Annotated in this window: 22 protein-coding genes; 19 read left to right on the top strand and 3 right to left on the bottom strand. The window is 65.2% G+C overall.

Annotated features, from left to right (window positions below):
- Nucleotides 1–406 precede the first annotated feature (406 nt).
- The 3 genes from ACPDIT_RS14905 to ACPDIT_RS14895 all read left to right on the top strand — a co-directional run bounded on the left by ACPDIT_RS14905 (nt 407) and on the right by ACPDIT_RS14895 (nt 2,841).
- Complete coding sequence (locus tag ACPDIT_RS14905; protein WP_423444834.1) at nt 407–886, top strand: redoxin domain-containing protein; 480 nt, start codon at nt 407–409, stop codon at nt 884–886.
- A 316-nt stretch (nt 887–1,202) separates the two neighbouring features.
- Nucleotides 1,203–1,604 (top strand): response regulator, encoded by a 402-nt coding sequence (locus ACPDIT_RS14900; RefSeq protein WP_423444832.1) that lies wholly within the window; start codon nt 1,203–1,205, stop codon nt 1,602–1,604.
- A gap of 901 nt (nt 1,605–2,505) precedes the next feature.
- On the top strand, nt 2,506–2,841 hold the full coding sequence (locus ACPDIT_RS14895) for a PilZ domain-containing protein (protein ID WP_423444830.1): 336 nt from the start codon (nt 2,506–2,508) through the stop codon (nt 2,839–2,841).
- A 117-nt stretch (nt 2,842–2,958) separates the two neighbouring features.
- Here ACPDIT_RS14895 and ACPDIT_RS14890 read toward each other — a convergent pair whose 3' ends face one another.
- Nucleotides 2,959–3,474 carry a helix-turn-helix domain-containing protein gene (locus ACPDIT_RS14890; RefSeq protein WP_423444828.1) on the bottom strand — a complete coding sequence of 172 codons (516 nt, stop codon included), beginning with the start codon at nt 3,472–3,474 and terminating at the stop codon, nt 2,959–2,961.
- An 804-nt stretch (nt 3,475–4,278) separates the two neighbouring features.
- Here ACPDIT_RS14890 and ACPDIT_RS14885 point away from each other — a divergent pair.
- The gene (locus ACPDIT_RS14885) at nt 4,279–4,815 is read left to right on the top strand and encodes a DUF4149 domain-containing protein (protein WP_423444826.1); all 537 of its coding nucleotides are present in this window, start codon (nt 4,279–4,281) and stop codon (nt 4,813–4,815) included.
- A gap of 70 nt (nt 4,816–4,885) precedes the next feature.
- Entirely contained in the window at nt 4,886–5,209 is a 324-nt protein-coding gene (locus ACPDIT_RS14880; RefSeq protein ID WP_423444824.1) for an RNA-binding protein, read from the top strand.
- Nucleotides 5,210–5,316: 107 nt separating this feature from the next.
- Here ACPDIT_RS14880 and ACPDIT_RS14875 read toward each other — a convergent pair whose 3' ends face one another.
- The gene (locus tag ACPDIT_RS14875) at nt 5,317–6,549 is read right to left on the bottom strand and encodes an MFS transporter (RefSeq protein WP_423444822.1); all 1,233 of its coding nucleotides are present in this window, start codon (nt 6,547–6,549) and stop codon (nt 5,317–5,319) included.
- Between the two features lie 37 nt (nt 6,550–6,586).
- Entirely contained in the window at nt 6,587–7,072 is a 486-nt protein-coding gene (locus ACPDIT_RS14870) for an NUDIX hydrolase (RefSeq protein WP_423444820.1), read from the bottom strand.
- Between the two features lie 545 nt (nt 7,073–7,617).
- Here ACPDIT_RS14870 and ACPDIT_RS14865 point away from each other — a divergent pair.
- From ACPDIT_RS14865 to ACPDIT_RS14800, 14 genes are all read left to right on the top strand, one after another.
- Nucleotides 7,618–8,424 (top strand): flagellin, encoded by an 807-nt coding sequence (locus ACPDIT_RS14865; protein ID WP_423444818.1) that lies wholly within the window; start codon nt 7,618–7,620, stop codon nt 8,422–8,424.
- Nucleotides 8,425–8,902: 478 nt separating this feature from the next.
- Nucleotides 8,903–9,706, top strand: a complete 804-nt coding sequence (locus ACPDIT_RS14860; RefSeq protein ID WP_423444816.1) for a flagellin — start codon at nt 8,903–8,905, stop codon at nt 9,704–9,706.
- Between the two features lie 158 nt (nt 9,707–9,864).
- On the top strand, nt 9,865–11,574 hold the full coding sequence (gene fliD / locus ACPDIT_RS14855; protein WP_423444814.1) for a flagellar filament capping protein FliD: 1,710 nt from the start codon (nt 9,865–9,867) through the stop codon (nt 11,572–11,574).
- Between the two features lie 90 nt (nt 11,575–11,664).
- Entirely contained in the window at nt 11,665–12,297 is a 633-nt protein-coding gene (locus tag ACPDIT_RS14850) for a hypothetical protein (RefSeq protein ID WP_423444812.1), read from the top strand.
- Between the two features lie 89 nt (nt 12,298–12,386).
- Entirely contained in the window at nt 12,387–12,656 is a 270-nt protein-coding gene (locus ACPDIT_RS14845) for a hypothetical protein (RefSeq protein WP_423444810.1), read from the top strand.
- A gap of 40 nt (nt 12,657–12,696) precedes the next feature.
- Complete coding sequence (fliS, locus tag ACPDIT_RS14840) at nt 12,697–13,140, top strand: flagellar export chaperone FliS (RefSeq protein WP_423444809.1); 444 nt, start codon at nt 12,697–12,699, stop codon at nt 13,138–13,140.
- 10 nt (nt 13,141–13,150) lie between these two features.
- Entirely contained in the window at nt 13,151–13,537 is a 387-nt protein-coding gene (locus ACPDIT_RS14835; RefSeq protein WP_423444807.1) for a hypothetical protein, read from the top strand.
- A gap of 807 nt (nt 13,538–14,344) precedes the next feature.
- Entirely contained in the window at nt 14,345–15,637 is a 1,293-nt protein-coding gene (gene hisS / locus ACPDIT_RS14830) for a histidine--tRNA ligase (protein ID WP_423444805.1), read from the top strand.
- Between the two features lie 2 nt (nt 15,638–15,639).
- Entirely contained in the window at nt 15,640–18,411 is a 2,772-nt protein-coding gene (locus ACPDIT_RS14825) for a hypothetical protein (RefSeq protein ID WP_423444803.1), read from the top strand.
- A gap of 183 nt (nt 18,412–18,594) precedes the next feature.
- Nucleotides 18,595–18,993: a fluoride efflux transporter CrcB gene (gene crcB, locus ACPDIT_RS14820; RefSeq protein WP_423444801.1), complete on the top strand. Its 399-nt coding sequence runs from the start codon at nt 18,595–18,597 to the stop codon at nt 18,991–18,993.
- Between the two features lie 6 nt (nt 18,994–18,999).
- The gene (locus tag ACPDIT_RS14815; RefSeq protein WP_423444799.1) at nt 19,000–19,356 is read left to right on the top strand and encodes a DUF190 domain-containing protein; all 357 of its coding nucleotides are present in this window, start codon (nt 19,000–19,002) and stop codon (nt 19,354–19,356) included.
- Between the two features lie 105 nt (nt 19,357–19,461).
- Nucleotides 19,462–20,340, top strand: coding sequence for a molybdate ABC transporter substrate-binding protein (modA, locus tag ACPDIT_RS14810; protein ID WP_423444797.1), 879 nt, complete (start codon nt 19,462–19,464; stop codon nt 20,338–20,340).
- Nucleotides 20,341–20,399: 59 nt separating this feature from the next.
- A complete protein-coding gene (locus ACPDIT_RS14805; protein ID WP_423444795.1) occupies nt 20,400–21,173 on the top strand; it encodes an ABC transporter permease in 774 nt (257 codons plus the stop codon).
- Nucleotides 21,166–22,239 carry an ABC transporter ATP-binding protein gene (locus tag ACPDIT_RS14800; RefSeq protein WP_423444793.1) on the top strand — a complete coding sequence of 358 codons (1,074 nt, stop codon included), beginning with the start codon at nt 21,166–21,168 and terminating at the stop codon, nt 22,237–22,239. Before ACPDIT_RS14805 ends, ACPDIT_RS14800 begins: the two co-directional genes overlap by 8 nt.
- Nucleotides 22,240–22,820 lie beyond the last annotated feature (581 nt).

Below are 22,820 nucleotides of genomic sequence, written 5' to 3'. Positions count from 1 at the left end.
TGGCCCCGAGTGTCTTCAGCGGGATCTTTGCCCTGACCGTGTGCCGCACCGATGTCGGTTTTCAACTCACGAAGAGGTTCAATCCCGCCCGGCCTGTGGATTGGATGTTCTGGGCTCGATCGACCTCCCATCCATCACGCCGGCCAGGTCCGACAGCCTGCTGAGGCCTTTGCGGTCGGAGGACTCCACCTGACAGGGGACCGGCTGCCCGGGCTGCGGTCATCGCCGCGCTTCCTCGGCTCGAGAGCTCACGGAGCCCCCCGCTTCAGGAAGGAGCGGTGGCTGGCATGGGGCTGACTGATCTCTTGCGAACTCGAGTTGACACGACGCTGGGGCTGAACAACTTTGGGCCCGTCAAAAACGCGAACAACCTGAACAAACGACGGAACCGAACACACGACGTACCATGGCACTACCTGTTGGCAGCAAGGCACCGGATTTTACGTTGAAAACCAAGACACCGTCCGGGTTGCAGGACGTCACCCTGAGCAACAACTTCGGCAAACGGAACACCGTCCTGCTGTTCTTCCCGTTGGCGTTTACGGGGGTCTGCACCAAGGAGATGTGTGACGTGACCGCGGGCCTGAACGCGTATCGGGAGTTGAATGCGGATGTTATCGGCATCAGCGTGGACAGCCCATTTGCCCAGGAGGCTTGGGCGCAGAAGGAGAAGATCGGCATCACCCTGGCCAGCGACCTGAACAAGACGGTGGCCAGGGCCTACGGAGTGTTGCTGGACGATTTGCTGGGGCTGGGCTCGGTGAGCGCACGGGCGGCCTTTGTGGTGGACAAGCAGGGCATCATCCAGTACAGCGAACAGACTCCTTCGCCCAAGGAACTGCCCAATTTCGAGGCCATCAAGGCTGTCCTGGCGCGGCTGGGTTGACATTGTCCTCCGGCAGCAGAACGGCGCCGGGGTCGGAAGCGGTCCCTCCCCGAAGCGCCTCGAACCGTGCGCCCGCGGGCTGTTCTATGACACAGACGATGGCGGGGAGCCGGATTGGCCATTAGAGGCTCCCGAGCCACTGAATAGTGAGGTTCAAAATGCGTCAGGGGATGAGGCGGGGCTTCGGAAGTGCGCACGACGAAAGGCCGCCGGATCGAAAGGGGGAGGGCTGCCCCTGGCGTTCTGCCGCAAAGCCGCCGGCTTGCCCGACAGCCCGTTTCGATTAGTATGAAATCAAAACCCAGCCGAGCGCCATGTGAAAAAGACTAACATCGCCAAGCGCCGGATCCTGGTGGTGGACGACGAGCCTTTGGTGTGCGACGCCGTAGCGATGATGCTTTCCTTTGACGGGCACCAGGTGCAAACGGCCCACAGCGGTCCGGAAGCACTGGCTTGTTTGGAGCGGGAGCCCTTTGACCTCGTGATCACAGACTACGCCATGCCGGAGATGCGCGGGGACGAACTGGCCCAACAGATCCTCCTCCGACACCCCCAAATGCCCATCCTCATGATCACGGCCCATGCCGAGGTGTTGGCGGCCAACAAGGTCCCGTTGCCCGGAGTCGCGATGGTGTTGAGCAAGCCCTTCATGCTGAACACACTGCGGGAGGCCATTGAAAAGGCCTGCCCCACGTCCACCACCGCTCCGAGTTCTTGAAGGTAAGAGTCGCGGCCCACCGTCCGGATTCGGGAGTAACCGGCCGTCGAGCCTTGGAGGTCTGTCTCCAGAGCGGATCTCTCGGAGTCCAGCGAGGACGACTTTCCGGGGCAAGATCTGCCATCGAACCTGCAGCGGGAAGTTCGGGAAGACTCTGGGCCCCGAAATAGCTTCAAGGTGGCGCAGGCCGGAACGGCTTGGACTCCGCGAGAGTTCCTGGCTTGGAGCACAAACGCTCGATGGCGCCATTTCCTGCACGGGATCTTGGTCCGAGAATGACACTGACAGATCGACCGAGCTGCTGGTGCACTGTAAAGCAACCAGCCCTTCTCCACACCTTTGTGGCTCACATCGGGACTTTTGAGATTGAGGTGGATTGCCACGGGGCACTGCCCCGTGGTTGGCCTGAACATGGAGGTTGTCCCAACCAGGATGCCGGCCGTCAGGCCGCCTTGGTGACGCTGCGCACCAGCCTCCTACCTCCATAGGGCGGCCCCTGGAGTTTCAGGCGCTGTGGGGCCACCTGCGGCGCAATCGCCCCGGCTTGGAGGCCCGGGTCAACCCCCGGCCCGCCTGCACACGGGCCGAGCACGCCGAACCCCCGCCATCAAGAGTTCTTCGGGTGCAGTCGAGAAATCCATCGAGGTGGAGATCCGGCACGGCTTCGAACACCGCGGGCGCGGTGGGAACCCGATCCGCACCAACGGGCTCTCGCAGCTCGAACAACTCCCGGCCCGGCTCCACAGCGGGTCGGACGCTTGGAACTGTGGCCGCACGTCCTTCTCAAGCCCAACGCACCTTGATCCTCCTCAACTGACGGCCGGCCAAAACCGGCGCAACTTGCATGGGTCAAACTCAGGCTTTGACCGCAGCCGCGGCTGTGGTAGGTTGTGGGTGCTGTATGAGTGCGCGTAAAGCGGAGCGTACCAACGGTGGTTCACAGGTTACGGTGGAATCACGGGAGACGCAGCTGACGTTGCCTCGGGATGCCGTGGTGTTCCGGCGCAATGGCATCGAGTTCCTGAGCCCCACGGCCCTGCCTTGCTGGACGGAAATGACTTTGACCGTCCGTTCCCCGGTGGACAAGGGACGCATGACCTGCACAGGAGTGGTCGTGAGTTGCACCGGCAACCGGCACACCGGCTACCACGTCTCCATGGTGTTCACCGGTCTCTCTCCCCAGGCACAATCCAGACTCTCGGCATGGGCCTCGTTCCCGCCCAACCCGCCCGCATGAGGCGACCGGGCTGAAGGAACCTCGCTCGAAGAGGTCGCCGACCTCGCCGATCCACGCCCGATGCCGGCTCACACGGGCAGCCGCAGAGCGGCCGCTGCGGCGCGAATACTCTCCAAGTCAGCCGGCCGGTCGGGCGGGCTGCGGGGCAGGCAGGCTGAGCGTTTCCAGATGGGGCGGGACCGGTTCCTCGTACAGCGTCGGCTGAACGCTTTGTGGACCGGCCCCGGCCGGGCGCCGTTCCCACAGTAGATACCGCCCCAACCACACCGCGGCCAGCACCACCAACAACGCCATGATGGCAGTTTGACGCCAGCTCAGCCGCACCAGATGGAATAAAAGCCGGTCCCAAAAACCCGGCTCCGCCGGAGACAAGGCCGGAGGATGTCCCAGCTTCGCGTCTTGAGACAATTCCTGGTCAAGTTGGCGGAGCAGGGGAGCAGGATCGAGTTTGAGAGCCTGCGCGCAGCTTCGTACCGATCCCTTGATGTACACCGGGGCGCTGAAGACCGCATACCGGCCCTCTTCCAATGCCCGCAGATGATCCGCACGAATCTTGGTGATGGTCGCCAGATCCTGCAGGCTCAGGCCCATGGCTTCCCGACGCGCCCGCAATTGTTCACCCACGCTGGCCATTGCGGATCTCATTAAGCAACCCCGCTGGTGCGTTGGCAACTCTCCTGCGTGTCACCGCGCCAAGAAGCACGGCAATACCGGCTCGCGCCCCGGGAATCGTTGGGATAATCCGGGATCGAAGCCCTGGACTCTCCGGGACCGATCTTCCACGCCTCCTCCTGCGGCGACCGATCGGCCGGGGGAGACCTTCGAGGAGCCGGTCGGTCCCAGCCGCCCGGGCCCTGTAATCGTTTTCGGTGGCCGGAAGAACTCGGGGGGCAATCCGGCCAGAGCTCGGTGAGAGTGCCGCTCAAGACGTCCGAACAAAGGCCGCCGGTCATCCGCGGGTGACTGAACGTCCGCATTGCTGTTGGGCCGCCGGGCTGCAGTGCCGGACGCGCTCTCCATGCCTCGGCTCCCAGACTTTCGCTTGCCGAGACGTCGATCCACCTGCGGAAAGGAGAAGGGAAGCATGGGTTTGGGCCGAGCGCGGCTTCTCGAGGGGCGCACCCAGAATGCCGTAACGGGCGGAACCGGCGCCGCCCCCTTGGCAATCATCCACAGCTGGCGAACCGCAAGCAGCCACTTTCGCGCTCTCCACGGTCCGCAGGTCGGGCAAGGAAGCGGAGCTCGGGCACTTCCCTGCTCGGCCCCTGCACGATGTGGCCACGGGGGCTCTTGATCGGGTCTTTGAAAGGAACATGAGTTGTCCCACTTGACCTCGCGACCTGCCCGTCCGCGTCGTCGAATGCGTATGGGCTGCGGCCGGCCTTCAGAAACCACTCCATGCTTGGCAAGACCCGCTTCCCTTTCTAGGGTGGCCACGTGAGCGGTCTGCTTCGCTTCCTGGGGCTCGTCAATGCCGCCGTGTGGTTGGGGGCCGGCGTGTTTTTTACTGTGGCGGTGGGGCCGGCGGTGTTTTCCGAGGAAATGCGGTCCCTGTTGGGGGATCGCAATTTTCCCTATTTCAGCGGTGCGATCGCCGGCCTGCTTGTGTCTCGGCTGTTTCGGCTCCAGATCGTGTGCGCAAGCCTGGCGGTGGCTCATTTGCTGGCCGAATGGGCGTGGTTGCGCCGCCCGCTGCGGCGCGTGGAAACGTACTGCGTCGCCGTTCTGACCGCCCTAGTGCTGATGGGCGCCTTCTGGTGGCAGCCGGAGATTCATCGGCTGCACCGCATCAAGCACGCCGTAAATTTGCCCGCCGCCGTGCGCGAAGTGGCCGCTCATCGCCTTCGCTGGTGGCACGGCACGGCCCAGGCCGCCAACCTGCTGGTGATCGCGGGGTTGTTGCTCTACCTCAACCGCGTCGCCCGTCCCGCCGACGCCCCACGGTTCCTTCCCTCGTTCAAACTGCGGAGTTGACAGTCCCGCTCCCCCGGTTCAAGTTGGCTCCGTCTAATGGTGAACTGTAGGGTTTCTTTGGGAAGTGGGTATGATCTCGAATGACAGGCACGCTTCGTTCCGACCGCGCCCGCCGTACGATGGCTTGAACCGGCCGGTGGCCTCTTCCGATGTGACCTTGCGCACCGAACGGCTTCAAGTGGAACGGAAGACGTTCATTCTGTCGTTGAAAGAGAATCCTCGTGGCCGCTTCCTGCGCATCACCGAGGATGTCGGCGGACGCCGCGACGCCATCATCATCCCGGCGCCCGGCCTGCGCGATCTGGCCCGCGTGATTCAGGAACTGGCGCGCGCCGCGGAAAGCCTCGAAACACCACCGTGCGAGGGCAATGGAGCCGAAGAGGAGGGGGCCTAGCCGACAGCATCGAGGCACCTCCTTCGAGGCACGGGGAAGCGTGGCGCCGCCGCCCGGAGGCGGTGATGCCGACCCGAAGCGCCCAGGTCGTTGCTAACCTGCAAACCTCACGCAGTTGGTCCGGAGGGTTGATCGGAGGTTGAGCGAGGCGGCTCTGTCCCGGGAAGGGGGCAGTTCCGCCGCCAGCCGGCGCGCAGCAGGGCCAGCCACCCCACCGCAAGCAACGCGCACACTGCCACGGCGCCGCTGTCCGGACGAGCGGGCCACCATTGCAGCGCCACCGCGCCCACCAGCGGACCGCTCATGTTGCCCAGGCCGATGGCCGCTTCGTGAATGCCCCCGTGCTCGCCCTTGGTCTCTCCGGCGTCCATCGAATAAAAGAGCGAGCTGGAGTAGATGAGCCCCAGCGCCAAACCGAAAACAATCTGAGCCACCAGCATCGCGACCAGGTGAGGCACCGTCAGCAGAACGGCAAAAGAAACCAGTAACGCCGTGAAGGAACCCGCCAGCCAACCGAACCGGTAATGCCAGCCCTCCCATCGCCATAGCCAGGCAAACGCCGCCAACCGGGCAAAACACCAGAGCGAACCGCAGATGCCCGCCCATGTCGTGGAAAGCCCCAGCCGGGCGGCGATGCCCGGCATGACCGCCACCAGCGTCTGAATGGCCATGTAGGCAAACGGATTGGCCATCCAGGCCATTCTCAAAAAGCGGCGTTGATCCGCCCGATCCCCCGGTGTCATCGCCGGGTCCTGTGGGACCGTTCGAGCGGGATGAGCTGTTTGGACAGCCAATTGCTGCGCTTGCTTCGCCAACAGCCATTCCACCAGCACAATCCCCAGAGGAACCCAATGCAGGGCGACCATGCCCCACGCATCCAGAAGAGCACCACCCAGAAAGTAGGCCAGCGCACCCGTGCCTGCCCATACCAGGTTGTAGAGTCCCACATGCCATTGCGTGCCGGCGCGGTCTTCACCGTGACTGACCAACGCCTCCAACGAGGGCCAGGTGAAACACGTACCCAAAGTGACCGCGATCATCACTGCTACGTGAGCCGCGACGCCCGACATCGCCGTCCCCGCGGCCAGGGCCAGGGCCATGGCCATCAGCCCCCGCCGGAGGGCCCGTGAATAACCCCACCGCTGGGCGCAACGGCCCCCAATCCATGACCCGACCGCATACGTCGCACCCTGGAGCGCAGCGAGCCAGAGATTCTGGCGGTTGCCGAAACCGAACTGCTGCTGGGCGAAAAAGTAGAAGTAGTAGAAGAAGAGCGTGGTCGCGACCGAGTTCAGTCCTGCGACGCCGAAATAGAGGGTCTTGGGCGACACCAGGGACATGTTCGGCACGAGGGCGGGGATGGCCTTCGGCGGCGGGTCAGGCGCCCGACCCGTGATCAGCCGGGAGCCCGGACAGCTCCTCGATGGCCTTGCGGGCATACCATTTGACGGCCTCCGAAACCGGGGGCTCCAGGGCGTCCAACTCTTCCGCCGTGCACCACCGGATTTGCTCATGTTCTGCCGGAGCCAGTCGCACCTCGCCGCCGCGCGGCCGCGCCCAGTAGATCAACCCGATGTGTTCGTGGGTGTCCGTGATTCGATGAATGTCCATGAACCGGGGCGCGATCAGGGCGCGTGTCCCATTTCCGGTCGTCGGTGGCCGTTCCCCCCAGAGCTCCACCTCCAACCCGCTTTCTTCGCGCGCTTCTCGCAACGCCGCCTGCTCCGGGTCTTCGTCCAGTTCGATATGCCCGCCCAGGGGCAGCCAACGATTCAACTGTCGATGCAGCACCAGCAACACTCGGCGATCCCGCACTACAAAGACCGCCACGGTGAAATCGATTCGCTCGTGAATGTGCGCCACACCCCACTTTGGAAATGAACAGCGCCTTGCGTCAATGCCGCGGCTTCTCTTCAGGACTTCGGAGTTGAGCAAACACCTGCCTCGGGGCCGGACCGGCTTTCAATCCCTGATCGCCGCATCCGGCGCAGCGCAACCGATCTGGCGGCCTCTGCCGCGGCTGCGCGCGTTTGACCCGTTCGAACGGGGTGCTGCAGGGCCCCTCGGTTGCCTTCCAACCCGCCGGGTCTGCGAGACGCGTGGCACTCTGGGGCATTTTGCCCCCGCGGGGACCATGCCCCTCGCCGCGGACGTGCGGGATCGCCGGCCCCGCGTGCCCGGTCGCGCCATGGAGGACCTTGGTTGACGCAACACGGCATCAGTGGGTCCAAAAACCATTTAAGCCCGCAAAGGTCCTGCCGATGTATGGGGCGTCGGAAATCAGGCGACCGGCGGCCTGCAACAGCCGGTGGGGCAGAGGGCGCGTCGCCCCAAGACCGATGCGCCCGCGGCACGGACGCCGCGACAAATACAAGGCCCCGCCCCCGGGGCGACTCACGGACTGAGTTATGGTCATCAACACGAACATGTCGGCCCAGAGCAGCGCCCGGCTGCTCATGGAATCCTCCGCACTCCTCAACAAATCCCTCATGCGCTTGTCTTCCGGCTCCAAGATCGTCTCGCCGGAGGATGACGTCGCCGGCCAGGCGGTCGCGCTGCGGTTCGATGCGCAAATCAGCCGCATCAACGCCGCCAAGGGAAACATCGCCAACGCCATCTCGTTCAGCCAGACGCAGGACGGCTTCCTCAAGAAGGTGGCCAAGGCCCTGGATCGCATGAGCGAGCTGGCCATCCTCGCCCAGGACGTCACCAAGACGGACGCAGACCGCGCCCTCTACGACCTGGAATTCCAAACCCTGGTGGACTATATCAAGGACGTCGCCACCAAGGACTACAACGGGGTCAGCCTCTTTGACGGAGCAACCCTGAGCGTGACCATCGACAGCGATGGCAACACGTTCAACATGAGTGGCGTCAACCTGGGCGCCGCAGCCTACACCACCGTGCTGAACAGCAGTGACGTCAGTACCACCACCACGGCAGCGGCAGCCCTGACCAACGTCAAGGCCGCCATTGTGCAGCTGTCCACGGATCGTGCCACCGTCGGCGCCAACGTGGCCCGGTTGATGTACACCAGCGACCAGCTGGGCGTGCTCAAAGACAACCTCACCTCGGCCAACAGCCGCATCAAGGACGTGGATGTGGCCGAGGAAAGCACGCAGTTCGCGCGCTACAACATCCTGGTCCAGGCCGGCACCGCCATGCTGGCGCAGGCGAATGCCGTGCCGCAGATGGTACTGCGGTTGCTGTCGTAAACGGGCTGCGCCGCGGGCCGACCGGGTCGGCACCGGTCGGTCCCGCCGCAGATCACCACGCAACGCAAGCACCCATCCAGGATTATGAACCCGAATTTGACGCATCGCACGGTCGGCCCCGCAGCCCGGAGGCGGTCCTCGACCCGGAGCACGTTCGGCGACCACGTGCCCGGGGCCCGAACGCCCCACGCCGCGGTGCAGACCGCTCAGACCGCGATGCCGTCCCGGGGGAAGGAGTAAACCGACAGGGGCGGACCGGCCCGGCCGGTCCGCCCTTCCTGCCCCGGCGACGATTTCACAGCTCAAGTGTTCGGCCGAACTGCCGATATCCGGGCTGTGAGAACCAACGGGCGGCTGGCGGCCCCTGACAGCCAGCAGGGAACGAACGGGCGGGCGCCCCGAAAAGGCTCGCCCCGCGGCAGGGATGCCGCGCAACCAAATCCCCGCAAAGGGGTGACTCAGGGAAGGAGTCAGCAGTATGGTCATCAACACAAACGTATCCGCGCAAAGCAGTGCCCGGTTGCTCGCCGAGTCGAGCGCATTGCTCAGCAAGTCCCTCGCCCGTCTCTCCTCCGGCTCCAAGATCGTGTCGCCGGAAGACGACGTGGCCGGATTGGCCGTGTCCATGCGTTTCGACGCGCAGATCAACCGCATCAACGCTGCCGCCACCAACGTGGCCAACGCCATCTCGTTCAGCCAGACGCAGGACGGGTTCCTGCAGAAGGTCTCGAAGGCCCTCGACCGCATGAGCGAGCTGGCCATCCTCGCGCAGGACGTCACCAAGACGGACACCGACCGCGCGCTCTACCAGAAAGAGTTCGCGGCCTTGGGCTCCTACATCAACGATCTGGCCACCAAGGACTTCAACGGTGTCAGCCTGTTTAGTGGAACGGCCCTGGCGGTCACCACGGACAGTGATGGCAACACCTTCAACATGGCGGGTGTGAATCTCGGTGCCGCGGTCTACACCAACGCGACCGGCGCCAGCGTCGCGACCACCACCGCCGCCGTCACCGCATTGACGCGAGTGAAGGCGGCGATCGAACAACTCGCGACCGACCGCGCCACGATCGGTTCGAACATTGCGCGGCTGACCAAGTACAGCGAGCAGCTCGGCGTGCTGCGCGACAACCTCACGGCGGCCAACAGTCGCATCAAGGACGTTGACGTGGCCGAAGAAAGCACACGCTTTGCCCGGTACAACATCCTCGTCCAGGCAGGCACGGCGATGTTGGCCCAGGCAAACGCCAATCCGCAGACCGCGCTTCGTCTGCTGGCCTGATTCCAGCGGGAGCCGGAGTGGACCCGGTGAGCGAGCCCGGCCCGGGCTCGCTCACCCTGCGGGCCGCGCGGGGCTCGCAAGCCCCGCGCGGCGCGCTTGCCGGACGGCAGCAGTAGGGCGGAGCAACAGACGACGACAAGGCAACCGCCTGCAGGTATATGGAACTGGGATTGTCAGGACTGGCCAGCGGCTTCGACTGGCGCACCTTCATCGATCAGTTGATGGAGGTGGAGCGCGCACCCCAGAAGGCCCTCCGGTCCGAACAGAACCGCATCCTCGAACGCGCCAACGCCTACCGCAGCCTCCAAACCGAACTGGAGGTGCTGCAAAACCGCCTCAAAACCCTGCTCGACGCCGGCCTCTACGCGTCCCGAACCGCGCAGGTTGCCGACTCCACCGTCCTGACCGCCCGGGCCGGTGCCGGCGCCGCTCCCGGAAGCTATTCGGTCGAAATTCTCCAACTGGCCACCGCCTCTCGTCTTCAAGGCACCGCCAACGCAGGCGCGCCCCTCAGCGCCACCGCCGATGTTTCCGGACTCGTGCTGGCCAACGCCCCTTTTGCCACGGCGGTAACCGCGGGCACCATCACCATCAACGGCCACCAGATCGCCATCGAAACGAGCGATACCCTGCAGGCTGTCTTCGACAAAATCTCCGCGGCCACCGGCGGTGCGGTGACCGCCAGTTACGACCCGACGACCGATCGCATCCAGCTTTCAAGCGCCTCGGAAATCGTGCTCGGGAGCGCCAATGACACCAGCAACTTCCTCCAGGTCGCGCGCCTTTACAACAACGGGACCGGCACCGTCATCAGCGCCGGAGCCCTGGGCGCCCTGCGCCTCAATGCGACCCTTGCCAGCGCCAACTTTGCCACCCCGGTCACCGACGGGGGAAGCGGCACCGGCGAATTCAAAATCAATGGCGTCTCCATCACCTACAGCGCCACTGCAGACACCCTGGCCACGGTCCTCGAACGCATCAACAACTCGGCCGCCGGCGTGTATGCATCCTACGATGCCCTCAATGACCGGATCGTATTGACCAACAAAACCACGGGCGACCTCGGCATCGCCCTCGAAGACGTCACCGGCAGTTTTCTGGCCGCCGCCGGTCTCAGCTCGGGCAACCTGCAGCGCGGACAAAACCTGTTGTATCGCGTCAATGGAGGTGACCCGCTGGTCAGCACGTCCAACACCATCACCGAAGCCAGTTCCGGCCTCTCCGGGCTCACCCTGAACGCCCTCCAAACCGGTACGACCACGGTCACCGTCACAACCGACACCGAGGCCATCAAGTCCGCCATCAAACAGTTCCTGGAGGCATACAACCGGGTGCAGTCGCTGCTCGACAATTACACCAGCAGCACCACAGACGCGAAAGGGGTCGTGACCGCCGGTGTCCTGGCCGGCGAAAGCGATGCCAACGAGATCGCCTCGCGTCTGCGCAACCTGGCCTTTTCCCCGGTTTCCGGCCTGTCGTCGATCGCGGACCACCTGGCCGACCTGGGCATCAGCTCGAGCGGCAACGACAATCAGTTGAAACTCTCGGACGAATCGGCTCTGGACCAGCTTCTGCAGAACAACCTTGGGGCCGTCCGCGCCCTTTTTGCGGACGAGAGCGTCGGGGTGGCGACCCGGCTCAATGCATACCTGGATCGTCTGATCGGCGACGACGGCACTCTTATCCAAAAACAGACCGGCCTGAACCGCCAGTCCACCGCCATCGACCAGCAAATCGCCGACATGGAGCGAATCGTGCAGGCCACCCGCCAGCGGATGATCGAAAGCTTTACCGCCATGGAAACGGCCCAGGCACGCATCAACCAGCAACTCCAGTACCTCTTGCGCACATTCGCGCAAACCACCTGAACACTCATGTCCGCGCGCGCCCTCCAGTCCTCCCAAGTCCGGCCCGGGCCCGGAGCCGGCTTCCCGAGATGGGCGCTTTGTGTCAGCGCCATGGTTTGTCTGGCCGCGCTGGCGCCGGCGGCACCGGGCGGGGGCCTGCGCCAAACCGGCCCCTCCTTGAACGTCTACAAGGCCGCCCCGGGTCTGCCGTGGGATCTTCAGCGTGTCGCCCTCCTGCCGCTCTTTGCCGGACGGGTGTCCATCGAACCGGAAAGCCGCATTCAGCTCGAACAGGCCCTCCACGCAGAGTGCATTCGCAGTGGATTCGCGGAAATCATCCCCGTCCCGCCCGACACCCTGCGTCGCCTCACCGGCCGCGGCGTGTGGGCTGCGGATGAGCCACTGCCACCCGACTTCCTGGCCAGGCTCCGGGCCGAAACGGCCGCTGACGCCGTGCTGTTTGCCGAGGTCACAGCCTTTCGGCCGTACCGGCCGGCCCTTCTGGGCTGGCGGTTGCGGCTGGTGGACACTCGCAGCTCCACGACCTGGTGGGCGGCCGACCAGCTCTTCGACGCCACCGACCCCCGTCTTGTCCGGGCCGCCTCTCAATGGGAAGGCATCGGTCAACCCTGGTGGCAGCGCCGACCCGATGGCTGGCGCACGCTCCAGGCTCCGCGGGAGCTGGCGCGAATGACGAGCGCCAGTCTTCTGGCCACCTTGCCCGCCCGCGATACGCGCCGCTAAAGTTTTTGGCGACCGTTCCGATACATGAGACGGATTGGCGAAACGAAACCGAGCGCAGTGAGCCTGCCACAACGAAGGCGCTTGCACGTATGGAAATAGAGTTCAATCCAGGCCGCTACAGCGAGCCAGGAGTGAGCCAGAGCGTGACCCGACGCGCGGCGGCCCAGCCCGTCGGCCCGGCGGCGCCCAGCTTTGAACGGTCCCAATCGGTCGAACGTGCCCTGGCCGAAACGCCAGAGGTCCGTCCCGAAAAAGTGGAACGCGCCCGCGTCTATGCCGCGGACGTCAAGTATCCACCGGACGAGGTGCTGGAGCGTTTGTCGCACTTGCTGGCCCTCAAGATGAAGGGCACCTCCTGAACCGCCGCCCCCGTCTAAACCCGTTCAGCTCCGACTCACCATGCCGCCTCGCAATCCCTGGGAATCCTACCGGCGCATCGCCACCCAAACCGCGCCTCCCGGCCAGCTCGTCCTGATGCTCTACGATGGCGCCATCCGCGCCCTCGAGCAGGCCCTGCGGGGCTTCGGCAGTGACGACCCCGCGACCGCCAACGCCACCATTCACAACGGCACCCAGCGAGCCATCGAAATCATCCGCGAACTCAACTACTCGCTGAACATGGAGAAGGGAGGCGAATGCGCGGCCACCCTGCGCAGACTCTATGACTACTTCGAACGCCGCCTGTTCGAGAGCAACCTCCGCAAGGAACGCACCGGCATCGAGGAGGTGCTGCGCCATCTCAACACCCTCCGCGATGCGTGGGCCACGATGCTGATGCAGCAGGGGGGCCTCGTGGCGGCCGAATCCGTCCGCCCCGGGGCGGTGGCGGTCTCCAACGCCTGAAGGGCGCAGCATGGACCTCCCGGTACGCCCTGCGGATCTGGCCCGCGCCTGGCTCGAGCTGGCCGAGCAGGAGACCGAGGCCATCCAGCAGCAGGACTGGTCGCGCCTGGCGACCTGTCAACAGCGGATCAGCCAACTTCAGCAACGCTGGGACCAGTGGAACAACGGCGCGGGCCCATCGCCAGGCCCTCACAATGCCGAACCCCCGGACCCGGAACTGCGACAACTCTTGATCGCGCTCATCGAGCGCGAGCGGTTCAACCAGGAACTCCTGAATCGCCAGCGCGCCGCGTTGGAAGCGGAATACGGGCAGTTGACGCGCGCCGCCTGGCACCTCCGCCGGCTCCAGCAGATCCGGCCCGCCCAGAACCTTGCCGGTTGGTCTCGGTTCTCCTGAAGCTCGAGCCGCCGCGTCTTTCTGAGCTCCGGCACGCGCCGCACCGGCGGCCTGATGCTGATCGAGGCCCCTGGGGACCGTTCCCCAACGAGTCCCTGCGACCCGGGTTCCCAACCTCCAACTGGTTCGTTTCGTGCAAGACTTTGATTCAGGCCTGTGCCTCGAACCTTTGGCCGCCACAGGCCTGTCCATGCGTGTCCAAGGTGTCGGCTCCCTTCCTGGAACCCCCGGCGTACGACCAGTCCAGTGGGAGGAGGCGCCACGCCTTCAGCCCTTGCCTCGACGGCGCCGCAGGGGTGTTGCTCAAACGTGAGCCCGTTGCAAGCTCGAAGGCCGCCCTCTGCCATGTGCCAAACCGATCCCGTGAGGGTCCATGCCTTTCATGTCCCTTCCCTCCTCACACCGGCCCGGTCCGTGCACGTCCCCAGGCAGTCGGAAGGGACTCTTCTTGCTTCCGAAAGCTCTGAGGGGCCCTTGGTCAAGGGCCTTGGAGGTCTCCGGCCGCCTCCTGCTTTTTGCTTTCCGCGGGTTCCCGCGCGCCGTTCGGCCGATGTTGCCGGGGCCATGAGGCGCAAAAACCGGATTCGTGCTTTTCGTCCGGTCACTTCGCGGGCCATTTCCCGGCCTTCCCAATTGCTTCCGAGGAGGCCGTCCGGAGGTGCGCATGCCGCGCGAAATAATTGCACGTCAGTCAGGAGCCGGCCATCTCAACCCCATCAGAATCCTTCACACAGGGCCCCGCGGCGTGTGCCCCGGCGCTTTTTCGGTTTCGATCCCTCGGCGTGCGGCTTAAGCTGCTCGCACCGTATGGAACGTTTACCGGGCTTTCGAGATTTTTATCCGGATCCGGTGCCGTCCGGGGATGCGCTCGCCTGGAGCGCCGGGTTGCGCCAGCACATTCAGGCCACCTGGCGCCGCGTGGCGCAGCGGTACGGATTCGTGGAGTATGATGGACCGCCGTTGGAGCCGCTGGAGCTGTACACCCTCAAAAGCGGCGAGGAAATCGTCCAGCAATTGTACCATTTTGTCGACAAGGGCGATCGGGCGGTGGCGCTGCGCCCCGAGATGACGCCCACCCTGGCCCGGATGGTCGCCAGTCAGGAGCGGCACTACAAGAAGCCCCTCAAATGGTTCGCCATCCCGCAGTTGTTCCGCTACGAACGCCAGCAGAAAGGACGGCTCCGCGAACACTTTCAATTCAACGCCGACATTGTCGGCGAATCCGACCCCGCGGCGGATGCCGAGATCATCGCGCTGCTGGTGGACACCCTGCGGGCCTTCGGGCTCGGACCGGCCGACGTGGTCGTGCGGATCAGCAGCCGACAGGCCTGGCAGGCGTTTTATCGGCAGCAACTCGGTCGGACCGAAACCGATCCTGCCCATGAATACGCCTTCTATCAGGTGATCGACAAACTGGAGCGGACGCCAAGGGAAGAAACCTGCCGAAGGCTCCGGGAACTGGGCATTGCCTGGGAGCAGGTGGAGGCCTTTCTCCACCAGTGCAGCCCTACCCAGGAGCTGCAGGTGGTGCTGAACGAATTGCGAGATCGGGGGCTCCAGGATTTCGTGCAGCTCGATTACCGGGTCATCCGGGGCCTGGCGTATTACACGGGCGTGGTGTTCGAAGCCTTCGACCGCAAGGGCGAGTTCCGTGCCATCGCGGGCGGCGGGCGCTACGATCATTTGATTCACCTGGTCAGCGGTGGTCGCGTGGACCTCCCGGCCCTGGGATTCGGCATGGGCGACGTGGTATTGACAGAGCTGCTGAAGGCACGGGGCCTGGTACCCGCTCCGCAGCTCCGTTTGCACGTGTTTTGTCTGGTGGAAGAGCCCTCGCTCCGCCGCGAAGTATTGCAACTGGCCCAGCAGCTCCGAGACGCCGGTTGGGCGGTGGATCTTCCGCTTGGCCCGGAAAAGCCCGACAAACAGTTCAAACGCGCCCGCGATGCCGGCGCTCGTTTCACCGTTTCCCTCACGCGCGAAGCCGACGGAACCAAGGTCGCGATGGTGAAGGATCTGCAGAGGCGCGAGCAGATTCGATGTGCACCGATGGAGGTGCTGCGAAGGATACAGGACGCCACCATGTCCTCCGGTGCCTGAGCATGAATGCCGCAGGGGAACTGATGGGGCTGACCGCGGCTCGACCGCGCACGCGCCGGGCTCTTTCCCCGGCTCGGGAAGTCTTGCAAGCGCCTGCCCTGGTGGTGTGGGCACTGGCCTTCGCCGGCTGCTCGCTGTGGCTGAGAGCGGAGTCGTTCTGGCCTGAATTCGATTTCCGGCGGTCCGAGACGGCCGCCGGCTGGCAAACCCTCCACGACCTCGAACCGCTGCGCGTGACCGCAGAAGGGCTCGAAATGTCCATTGTTGGACCCGACCCGTATTGTGTCGGTCCGCCTCTCCGTCTGCCCCGTGCTGTGACGCTGTGGCTGGAGATACGGCTGTGGTCGGAACAAGGGGGCACGGCCCAGGTGTTTTACTTTCGGCATCAGGCACGCGAGGAGGAGTCGGTGCGCTTCGAGGTCCCGGCGGGCCGGTGGCACGAGGTTCGGCTGCCGCTGCCGCCGCTGGAGGAGGGGACGCGCCTGCGTTTCGACCCGCCGGGTACCCGCGGGCGGTGTCTCGTGGCCCGCCTGGCCGTAACCGAGCGGGTCGTTCCCGCTTCCCCCGACTGGCCGCGGCCTCTGCCGCCTTCCGTCGGCGACGATGCCCTCGCGCTCCGGAGTGGCGCCCTGCGGCTGGTCCACGGCCGGGCCGGGCCCGGCCACTTCGAACTCTTCGTGGACGGCATCCGCATGGCCGTGGGCCACCCCCGTGCCCTGCTGGGCTATCAACAAGCAGGCCGGGTCCGATGGGTCCCCTTGGACGCTCCTCTGCAGGTGGCATTGCGAGACGAAACGATCGCGAGCCGGCCGGCATTCCGGCTGCGCACGGCCTGGCTCGATCCGGACGGCGCCCGGTGGGAACTCGAGCAGGCCTTTGTCGCCGCCGAGCCTGACGCGATCCGCGTGTCCATCCGCATCCGCGTCGACCGCGACCGGGACGTGTGGCACTTGCCGCTGCTCTGGCTGCTGCCCGGGTTCCAAACTTATGGCACGAACAAGGCGCAGGCCTTGTTCGCCGGCTTGGAATACCTGGAAAACGAACCCAGCAGTTCCACGGCCGATTTGAACCCGCCAGCTTCGAACCGTCAGGTGCCCGACTCGCTCAAGATCACCCTGCCCCTGATGGTGGTGGCCGCCGAGGCGCGTTACATCGGCCTGGCTTGGGAAAGGGCAGGGGATGCCGTGGCCGCGGTATTCGATTCGCCGGACCGGTTTTTCGAATCCGGCGCGCACTTGATGGGCTGGCTCTTCCCGGGCTCGGACGGGCGGTTGCGACCGGAATCCAGTCTGGTGCCGTATGCTCCGGTGCGACTCCCAGCAGGACAACCGGTCGAATTGCGGGGCTGGATTTTGGGCGGGCTTGGCGACACGGTTGTCCCCGCCGTGCAACAAACCCTCCGCTTGCTCGGCTGGCCGGCGCCTCCCGCGCCGGAGCTCGCTGCTCGCGATTACTACCGCTTGGCTGCGCACGGCTGGCTGGAATCCAAAATCCGTGAGGGCGATCTGTACCGTCACGCCGTGTGGCCCGGATTTTCGCCGCAGCCGGCGGCAGACGCTGCCTGGACCATGCTCTGGCTGGCGGACCGTGTCGAAGACGACGAGCTGGCCCACCGGCTCCGAGAGGCGGCGCAAGCAGCCATTGCGCGTGTGCCCATCCACACGCGGAACCTTTCCCAAATCGGCCACGTGCGGTACCCGCTGCCCGCGCTGGTGTTTGGCCACGTCCTCGAAAACGCGCGTTCGGTCTCGGAACAGGCCCGATCCCTCTTGCGAGCGTTTCGGCCCGACGGTTCCCTGATTTACGAGCCGCGCCCCGGAGGACCGGATTATGCAAGGACTCATTTCTCCCGTGAGGCCAACGGATACACAGCGGAGCGGGTGGCGAATCTTTTGGAAGCGGCCCTGTGGACAGGTGAACCGGATCTGATCGAGCAGGCCCTCACCAGGCTTCGGGCCATGGACAAGTTCCGCGGCACCGTCCCGCGAGGCGCGCAAACTTGGGAAATCCCGTTGCACACCCCGGACATTCTGGCCGCCGCGCACCTCGTCAAAGCCTACGTGTTGGGCTACGAACTCACGGGGAATCGGGAGTGGCTCGAGCAGGCGCGATATTGGGGCTGGACGGGCGTTCCCTTCGTATATTTGACCCAGCCCACCCCGGGCCCTGTGGGCTTGTACGCCACCATTCCCGTGCTCGGGGCGACCGCCTGGGTGGCTCCGGTCTGGCTGGGTCGGCCCGTCCAGTGGTGTGGACTGGTCTATGCGGATTCCCTGGGGCAGTTGGCGGCGCATGATCCGGAGGGCCCCTGGCAACGGCTGGCCCGGGGGATCGCCTGGAGCGGCGTCCAGCAGACCTGGCCAGCCGGGGATTCGGAGCGACGCGGTCTGTTACCGGATTACTTCTTGCTGCGGGAGCAGCAGCGAGAAGGTCCGGCCATCAATCCGGCCACCGTGTTGCTGCCCGCCATGCGCGCCTGGGGCGAACCCCCTCCTTACACGCGCCTGGTCTTGCGCCGGGCCGGTTTGCGAATCCACGCGCCGGGAACCGTGCGCGTCGAGGCCGAGGAACCCAATCGGCTGGTTGCCGTCGTCGATCCCTGGCCGAAGCATCCGTGCTGGGTCCTGGTGAACGGCTGCGCCCGCCGACCTCAGGTGCAGCGAAATGGCCAGCCAGTGGAAATCGATGAGTCCGGAGACTACGAGCCGACCGGGGGACGACTGGCCGTCCGGATTCATGGCGGAACGCGATTGGAACTGTCCCACTGGCGCTGAGCCGCCAAGGGCAGGGTTCGAGTCGGCGCGCTGCCCGTCCGAACCCCATGGCGGATCGGTCGGCCGGTCCCAAGCTTGCCACCTCGCAGGTCGAGTGCCAACTTGGCCCGGGCTGTCCGTGCATGGCTCGGATGCGGCCGCAAGGAGCCGGCCTCGGGCGTAGTGCGGCAGCGGCACCAACACATGAAGGCGCATTGGTTTTGGTTGTTCGTGGGCGGTGGTCTGGGCACCCTTCTGCGGTGGGGCGTTTCCGGTTGGGTGGCACAGCGGTTCGGCGAGGTTTTTCCCTGGGGCACGTTGGCGGTGAACGTCACGGGTTCGTTTCTGGTGGGCTTTCTGGCCGGCCTGATGGGGCCCGAAGGCCGCTGGTGGGCTGCGCCGGAAACCCGGCAGTTTCTCCTCTTCGGCGTGTGCGGCGGGTACACCACCTTTTCCTCTTTCAGCCTGCAGACCCTGAACTTGATGGAGGACGGCCAATGGGCTCTGGCCGGCGCCAATGTTCTTTTGTCCGTGGTGCTTTGCCTGACCGGCGTCTGGCTCGGACGGCACCTGGCGCTGTGGGTCCAGGCCCCCAAGGTTTGATGGCTTATGCATCTGCCCGAAGACGCTGTCTTGTTGCGGATCTTCATTGGCGAGAGCGACCGTTGGGAACATCAGCCGCTCTATGAAGCCATTGTTTTGAAGGCTCGGGAACTGCACCTGGCCGGCGCGACGGTGCTGCGCGGCCCGATGGGCTTCGGCAAATCGAGTCGGCTGCACACGGCCAAGATCCTCCGGCTTTCAATGGACCTGCCGGTGGTTATCGAGATCGTGGACACCGAGGCCAAGATCCAGGCATTCCTGCCCGAACTGGATCGCATGATGCAGGGGGGCTTGGTGACCCTGGAACGGGTCAAAGTCATACATTACCGCGCAGGTCAACGCGCGGCAGCCGAGGCTTCGTAGCCATCCGGATTGAAACAACCGCGATGCCGGAGGCAGCGGCACCACGCGAGCATGGATTTGCAGGCTATCTTCAGGAAGGGGCGACGGCCGAAACAGTCCATGGATATGCAAACCGCGATACGTTCGCCCAGACCCAGCCGGGCTGCCGCCCGCCTTTCCATCGGTTTGGTTCTTTGCCTGATGGGGACCGGCCTTGCAGCGCAGCCCCGTCTGCAAGTGTTTGCCGGGGCAGCGGCCAAGCCCGCATTGGAGGAATTGGCCCGCCTGTATGAACGCCGCACAGGCACCGGGGTCGCGTTGGTTTTGGGCGGTTCGGGCCCCGTGCTGACCCAGATGCGCCTGGCCCGAAGCGGTGATCTCTATCTCCCCGGTTCGTCGGATTACATGGCCCGGGCACGACGCGAGGGCCTGGTTCTGCCGGAAACGGAACGCCCGGTCGCATGGCTGGTTCCGACGTTGACCGTGCCGCACGACAACCCGGCCCGGGTTCGCACCCTGCGGGACTTGTTGCGCCCCGGCCTGCGGGTGTTGCTGGCCAATCCCGAGACTGTTTGCCTCGGGGCTTATGCCGTCGAGATTTTCGAGCATGCCTTCACCCCGGACGAACGCGCCGTGCTGCGGCGCAACCTCGTCAACTACACCGACTCCTGCGAGCGCACGGCGGCCGTGGTGGCCATGAAACAGGCGGACGTGACCGTGGGCTGGCACGTGTTTGCGCACTGGTATCCGGACCGTCTGACCACTGTGCGACTCCCGCCCGAGCAGGTGTTGCGCATAGGATATCTTCCCGTGGCCGTCAGCCGGTTCACGCAAAACCGCGCGGCGGCCGAGCGGTTCCTCGACTTCGTCACAGGCCCCGAGGGGCGCGCCGTGTTTGCGCGCCATGGTTACTTCGAAAGTCCGGAGGCGGCCCTGCAATGGCTGGGGGCCCAACGTCCTGTGGGGGGAGAATACGAAGTGCCCCGATCCTGGCTGATGCCATGAGCCGCGCAGCCACCCCTGCGAACCCGCGAGCGGCACCGAGACGCACTCGCTCCCCGAGCGTGCGATTCCGTGCGAGTATCCTGGCCGCTTACGCAGTCCTGGGCGTGTATGGAGGCTTGATCCTGGCCACGTTGTGGTTTCTGGATCCGGGGGCGTTGACCTCCGTGTTGCGGTCCGAGCGCACCTGGTTTTCGGTCCGCTTGTCTTTGGGGGCGGCCACGGTGGCGGCCAGCCTTGCCGTCCTGTGCGCCCTGCCGGCCGCGTATGCATTGTCCCGGCACCGGTTCGCCGGGCGGGCCTGGGTGGACGCCATCCTGGAGCTGCCCATGATCGTGTCGCCTGCCGCCCTCGGGGCCATGTTGCTGATGTTTTTCAGTCAGCCGTTGGGGCAATGGATCCAGACCCACCTCATGTCGTTTGTGTTCACCGTGGCAGGCGTCATGCTCGCCCAGTTCGTCACCGTGTTGGGGGTGGCGGTGCGTCTTGTCAAAACCGCATTCGACGAAGTGCCCATGGAACTGGAGACGGTGGCGCGCACCCTGGGCGCCGGCCCACAACGCGTCTTTTGGACCATCACCTTTCCGCTGGCGCGACGCGGCGTGTTGGCGGCGTTTGTCCTGGCCTGGGCCAAAGCCCTCGGTGAGTTCGGCGCCACCATCATGCTGGCGGGAACCATGGCCATGCGCACGGAAACCCTGCCCATCGCCATTTACCTGCGTTTGTCGGCGGCCGACCTGGCGGGGACGGCGGCCTTGATCGTCTTCCTGCTGGTGTTGGGAATCAGCGCTCTGGCGCTCACCCGCCGGTTGCTCGGCAGAGGCGCCCATGCTTGAAGTAGAACGGTTGAGCGCACAGGTCGGCAGCTTCCGGCTCCGGGACGTTTCCCTGACCGTCGCAACCGGCGAATGCCATGCCGTGCTGGGACCTTCGGGTTCCGGAAAGACCACCTTGCTTCATGCGATCCTGGGCGTCTGCATTCCCGACGAAGGCCGCATTTGCGTGGGCGGTCACGACGTCACGCACTGGCCCCTTGAGCGCCGCGGACTCGGCTACGTCCCCCAGCAACTGGCTCTGTTCCCACACCTCACCGTGCGCCAAAACCTCCTCTATGGTTTGCGAGCGCGCAACCAAACCGGGCCCGAGTGGACGGCGTGGTTGGAGAGGCTCATCGAGGCGACGGGCCTGGAAAGCCTGCTGGAACGTCGCCCGCACCAGCTCTCGGGCGGAGAACGCCAACGCGTGAGCCTGGTGCGCGCCCTGGCCACGCGACCCCGGGTGCTGTTGCTCGACGAACCCTTCGCGGCGCTGAACGAATCGCTGCGGCGCGAGCTGTGGTGGCTCCTGCGATCCCTCCAACAACAACACGGCCTGACGGTGCTGTTGGTGACCCACCACCTCGCCGAGGCGTTCTTCCTGGCCCGACACGTCACCATCCTCATGGAAGGCCGGATCCTGCAGCAGGGCGAGATTACCGCCGCATACAGTCAGCCCGCTGAGCCCGCCGTGGCGCATTTCCTCGGCGTGGAAACGTTGCAACCCGCCCGCGTCCTCCACGTGGAAGAGGGATTGGTGACCGTCGAAGTCGGCCGGGCCCGATTGGTGGCCGTCGGAAACGCCGAGGTGGGCCGGCGGATGCTCGTCAGCATTCGCGCAGAAGACGTGATGCTCCTGCGTCCGGGAGAGACCCTGACCAGCGCGAGAAACCGTCTGCCCGCCCGCGTGGTGGCACTCCAGCCCGGGCACCCGTTGCTGCGCGTGGAACTGGACGCCGGTTTTCCGTTGGCGGCTCTGGTGACCCGAGCCGCGGCCGAAGAGCTGGGACTTCGGCCGGGTCAACAAGTCCAGGCCTGCATCAAAGCGCCCGCGGTCCACCTCATCAGCCCCGGTTCTTGGGATTGATCGACCCTTCGGAAGACTGCGAATCTGAGCAACGCCACCGGGCGCGGATTCAATGTCCTCGAGGACTGTTCGCCCGCGGACCTCAAGCCGGTGCCCGACATGCGAACCCGGCGTGGCCACGTCTGCTCCAGGGCCTGCCGCGCCCCGTTTGTTGGCCGCGCGGTTGACCTGTCCCATGGGTTCCCTGGCCGCAGCAGCGGGTCAAGGTCCGGCAACAATGGTTCCGTCGAGCCCTTGGAACCGTGGACACGGACGTGGGCCTCCCCGGAAAGCGGAAGCGGCTCATTCTCGACGCCCAAGAAGCCGAAGGTCGTTTCTCCACCTTTTGTCGGCGGGCCGGAGGGCGCGCTGTCGGGCCCAACCCCGGTGCAAGCCGACGACTTTCAGCACAGCATTTCCGTGCAGAGCCTGTTCCCGTCCCTGTGCGAAAGAATCGGCCCTCAACCAGAGCCGCGATTTCGCCGATGAGAACTTGGAATGATGCAATTGGCCGACGGGACGTCCGGAGAAACGCTTGCAAGTCCCCGGTTACAGGTACGGGTGCCCCGCAGGACGGCTCTTCTCTGCATGGTCCTGGGCCT

The organism is Limisphaera sp. VF-2 (assembly GCF_049537125.1).
GTDB lineage: Bacteria > Verrucomicrobiota > Verrucomicrobiia > Limisphaerales > Limisphaeraceae > Limisphaera.
This window is presented reverse-complemented; position numbering and strand designations above follow the sequence as displayed.

Coding starts and splice junctions, on each gene's coding strand:
- hisS (WP_423444805.1), top strand. CDS start 14,345: ATGGAACGTTTACCGGGCTTTCGAGATTTTTATCCGGATCCGGTGCCG.
- crcB (WP_423444801.1), top strand. CDS start 18,595: ATGAAGGCGCATTGGTTTTGGTTGTTCGTGGGCGGTGGTCTGGGCACC.
- ACPDIT_RS14825 (WP_423444803.1), top strand. CDS start 15,640: ATGAATGCCGCAGGGGAACTGATGGGGCTGACCGCGGCTCGACCGCGC.
- ACPDIT_RS14800 (WP_423444793.1), top strand. CDS start 21,166: ATGCTTGAAGTAGAACGGTTGAGCGCACAGGTCGGCAGCTTCCGGCTC.
- ACPDIT_RS14835 (WP_423444807.1), top strand. CDS start 13,151: ATGGACCTCCCGGTACGCCCTGCGGATCTGGCCCGCGCCTGGCTCGAG.
- ACPDIT_RS14880 (WP_423444824.1), top strand. CDS start 4,886: ATGATCTCGAATGACAGGCACGCTTCGTTCCGACCGCGCCCGCCGTAC.
- ACPDIT_RS14850 (WP_423444812.1), top strand. CDS start 11,665: ATGGTTTGTCTGGCCGCGCTGGCGCCGGCGGCACCGGGCGGGGGCCTG.
- ACPDIT_RS14905 (WP_423444834.1), top strand. CDS start 407: ATGGCACTACCTGTTGGCAGCAAGGCACCGGATTTTACGTTGAAAACC.
- ACPDIT_RS14815 (WP_423444799.1), top strand. CDS start 19,000: ATGCATCTGCCCGAAGACGCTGTCTTGTTGCGGATCTTCATTGGCGAG.
- ACPDIT_RS14860 (WP_423444816.1), top strand. CDS start 8,903: ATGGTCATCAACACAAACGTATCCGCGCAAAGCAGTGCCCGGTTGCTC.
- ACPDIT_RS14865 (WP_423444818.1), top strand. CDS start 7,618: ATGGTCATCAACACGAACATGTCGGCCCAGAGCAGCGCCCGGCTGCTC.
- modA (WP_423444797.1), top strand. CDS start 19,462: ATGCAAACCGCGATACGTTCGCCCAGACCCAGCCGGGCTGCCGCCCGC.
- fliD (WP_423444814.1), top strand. CDS start 9,865: ATGGAACTGGGATTGTCAGGACTGGCCAGCGGCTTCGACTGGCGCACC.
- ACPDIT_RS14875 (WP_423444822.1), bottom strand. CDS start 6,549: ATGTCCCTGGTGTCGCCCAAGACCCTCTATTTCGGCGTCGCAGGACTG.
- fliS (WP_423444809.1), top strand. CDS start 12,697: ATGCCGCCTCGCAATCCCTGGGAATCCTACCGGCGCATCGCCACCCAA.
- ACPDIT_RS14895 (WP_423444830.1), top strand. CDS start 2,506: ATGAGTGCGCGTAAAGCGGAGCGTACCAACGGTGGTTCACAGGTTACG.
- ACPDIT_RS14890 (WP_423444828.1), bottom strand. CDS start 3,474: ATGGCCAGCGTGGGTGAACAATTGCGGGCGCGTCGGGAAGCCATGGGC.
- ACPDIT_RS14845 (WP_423444810.1), top strand. CDS start 12,387: ATGGAAATAGAGTTCAATCCAGGCCGCTACAGCGAGCCAGGAGTGAGC.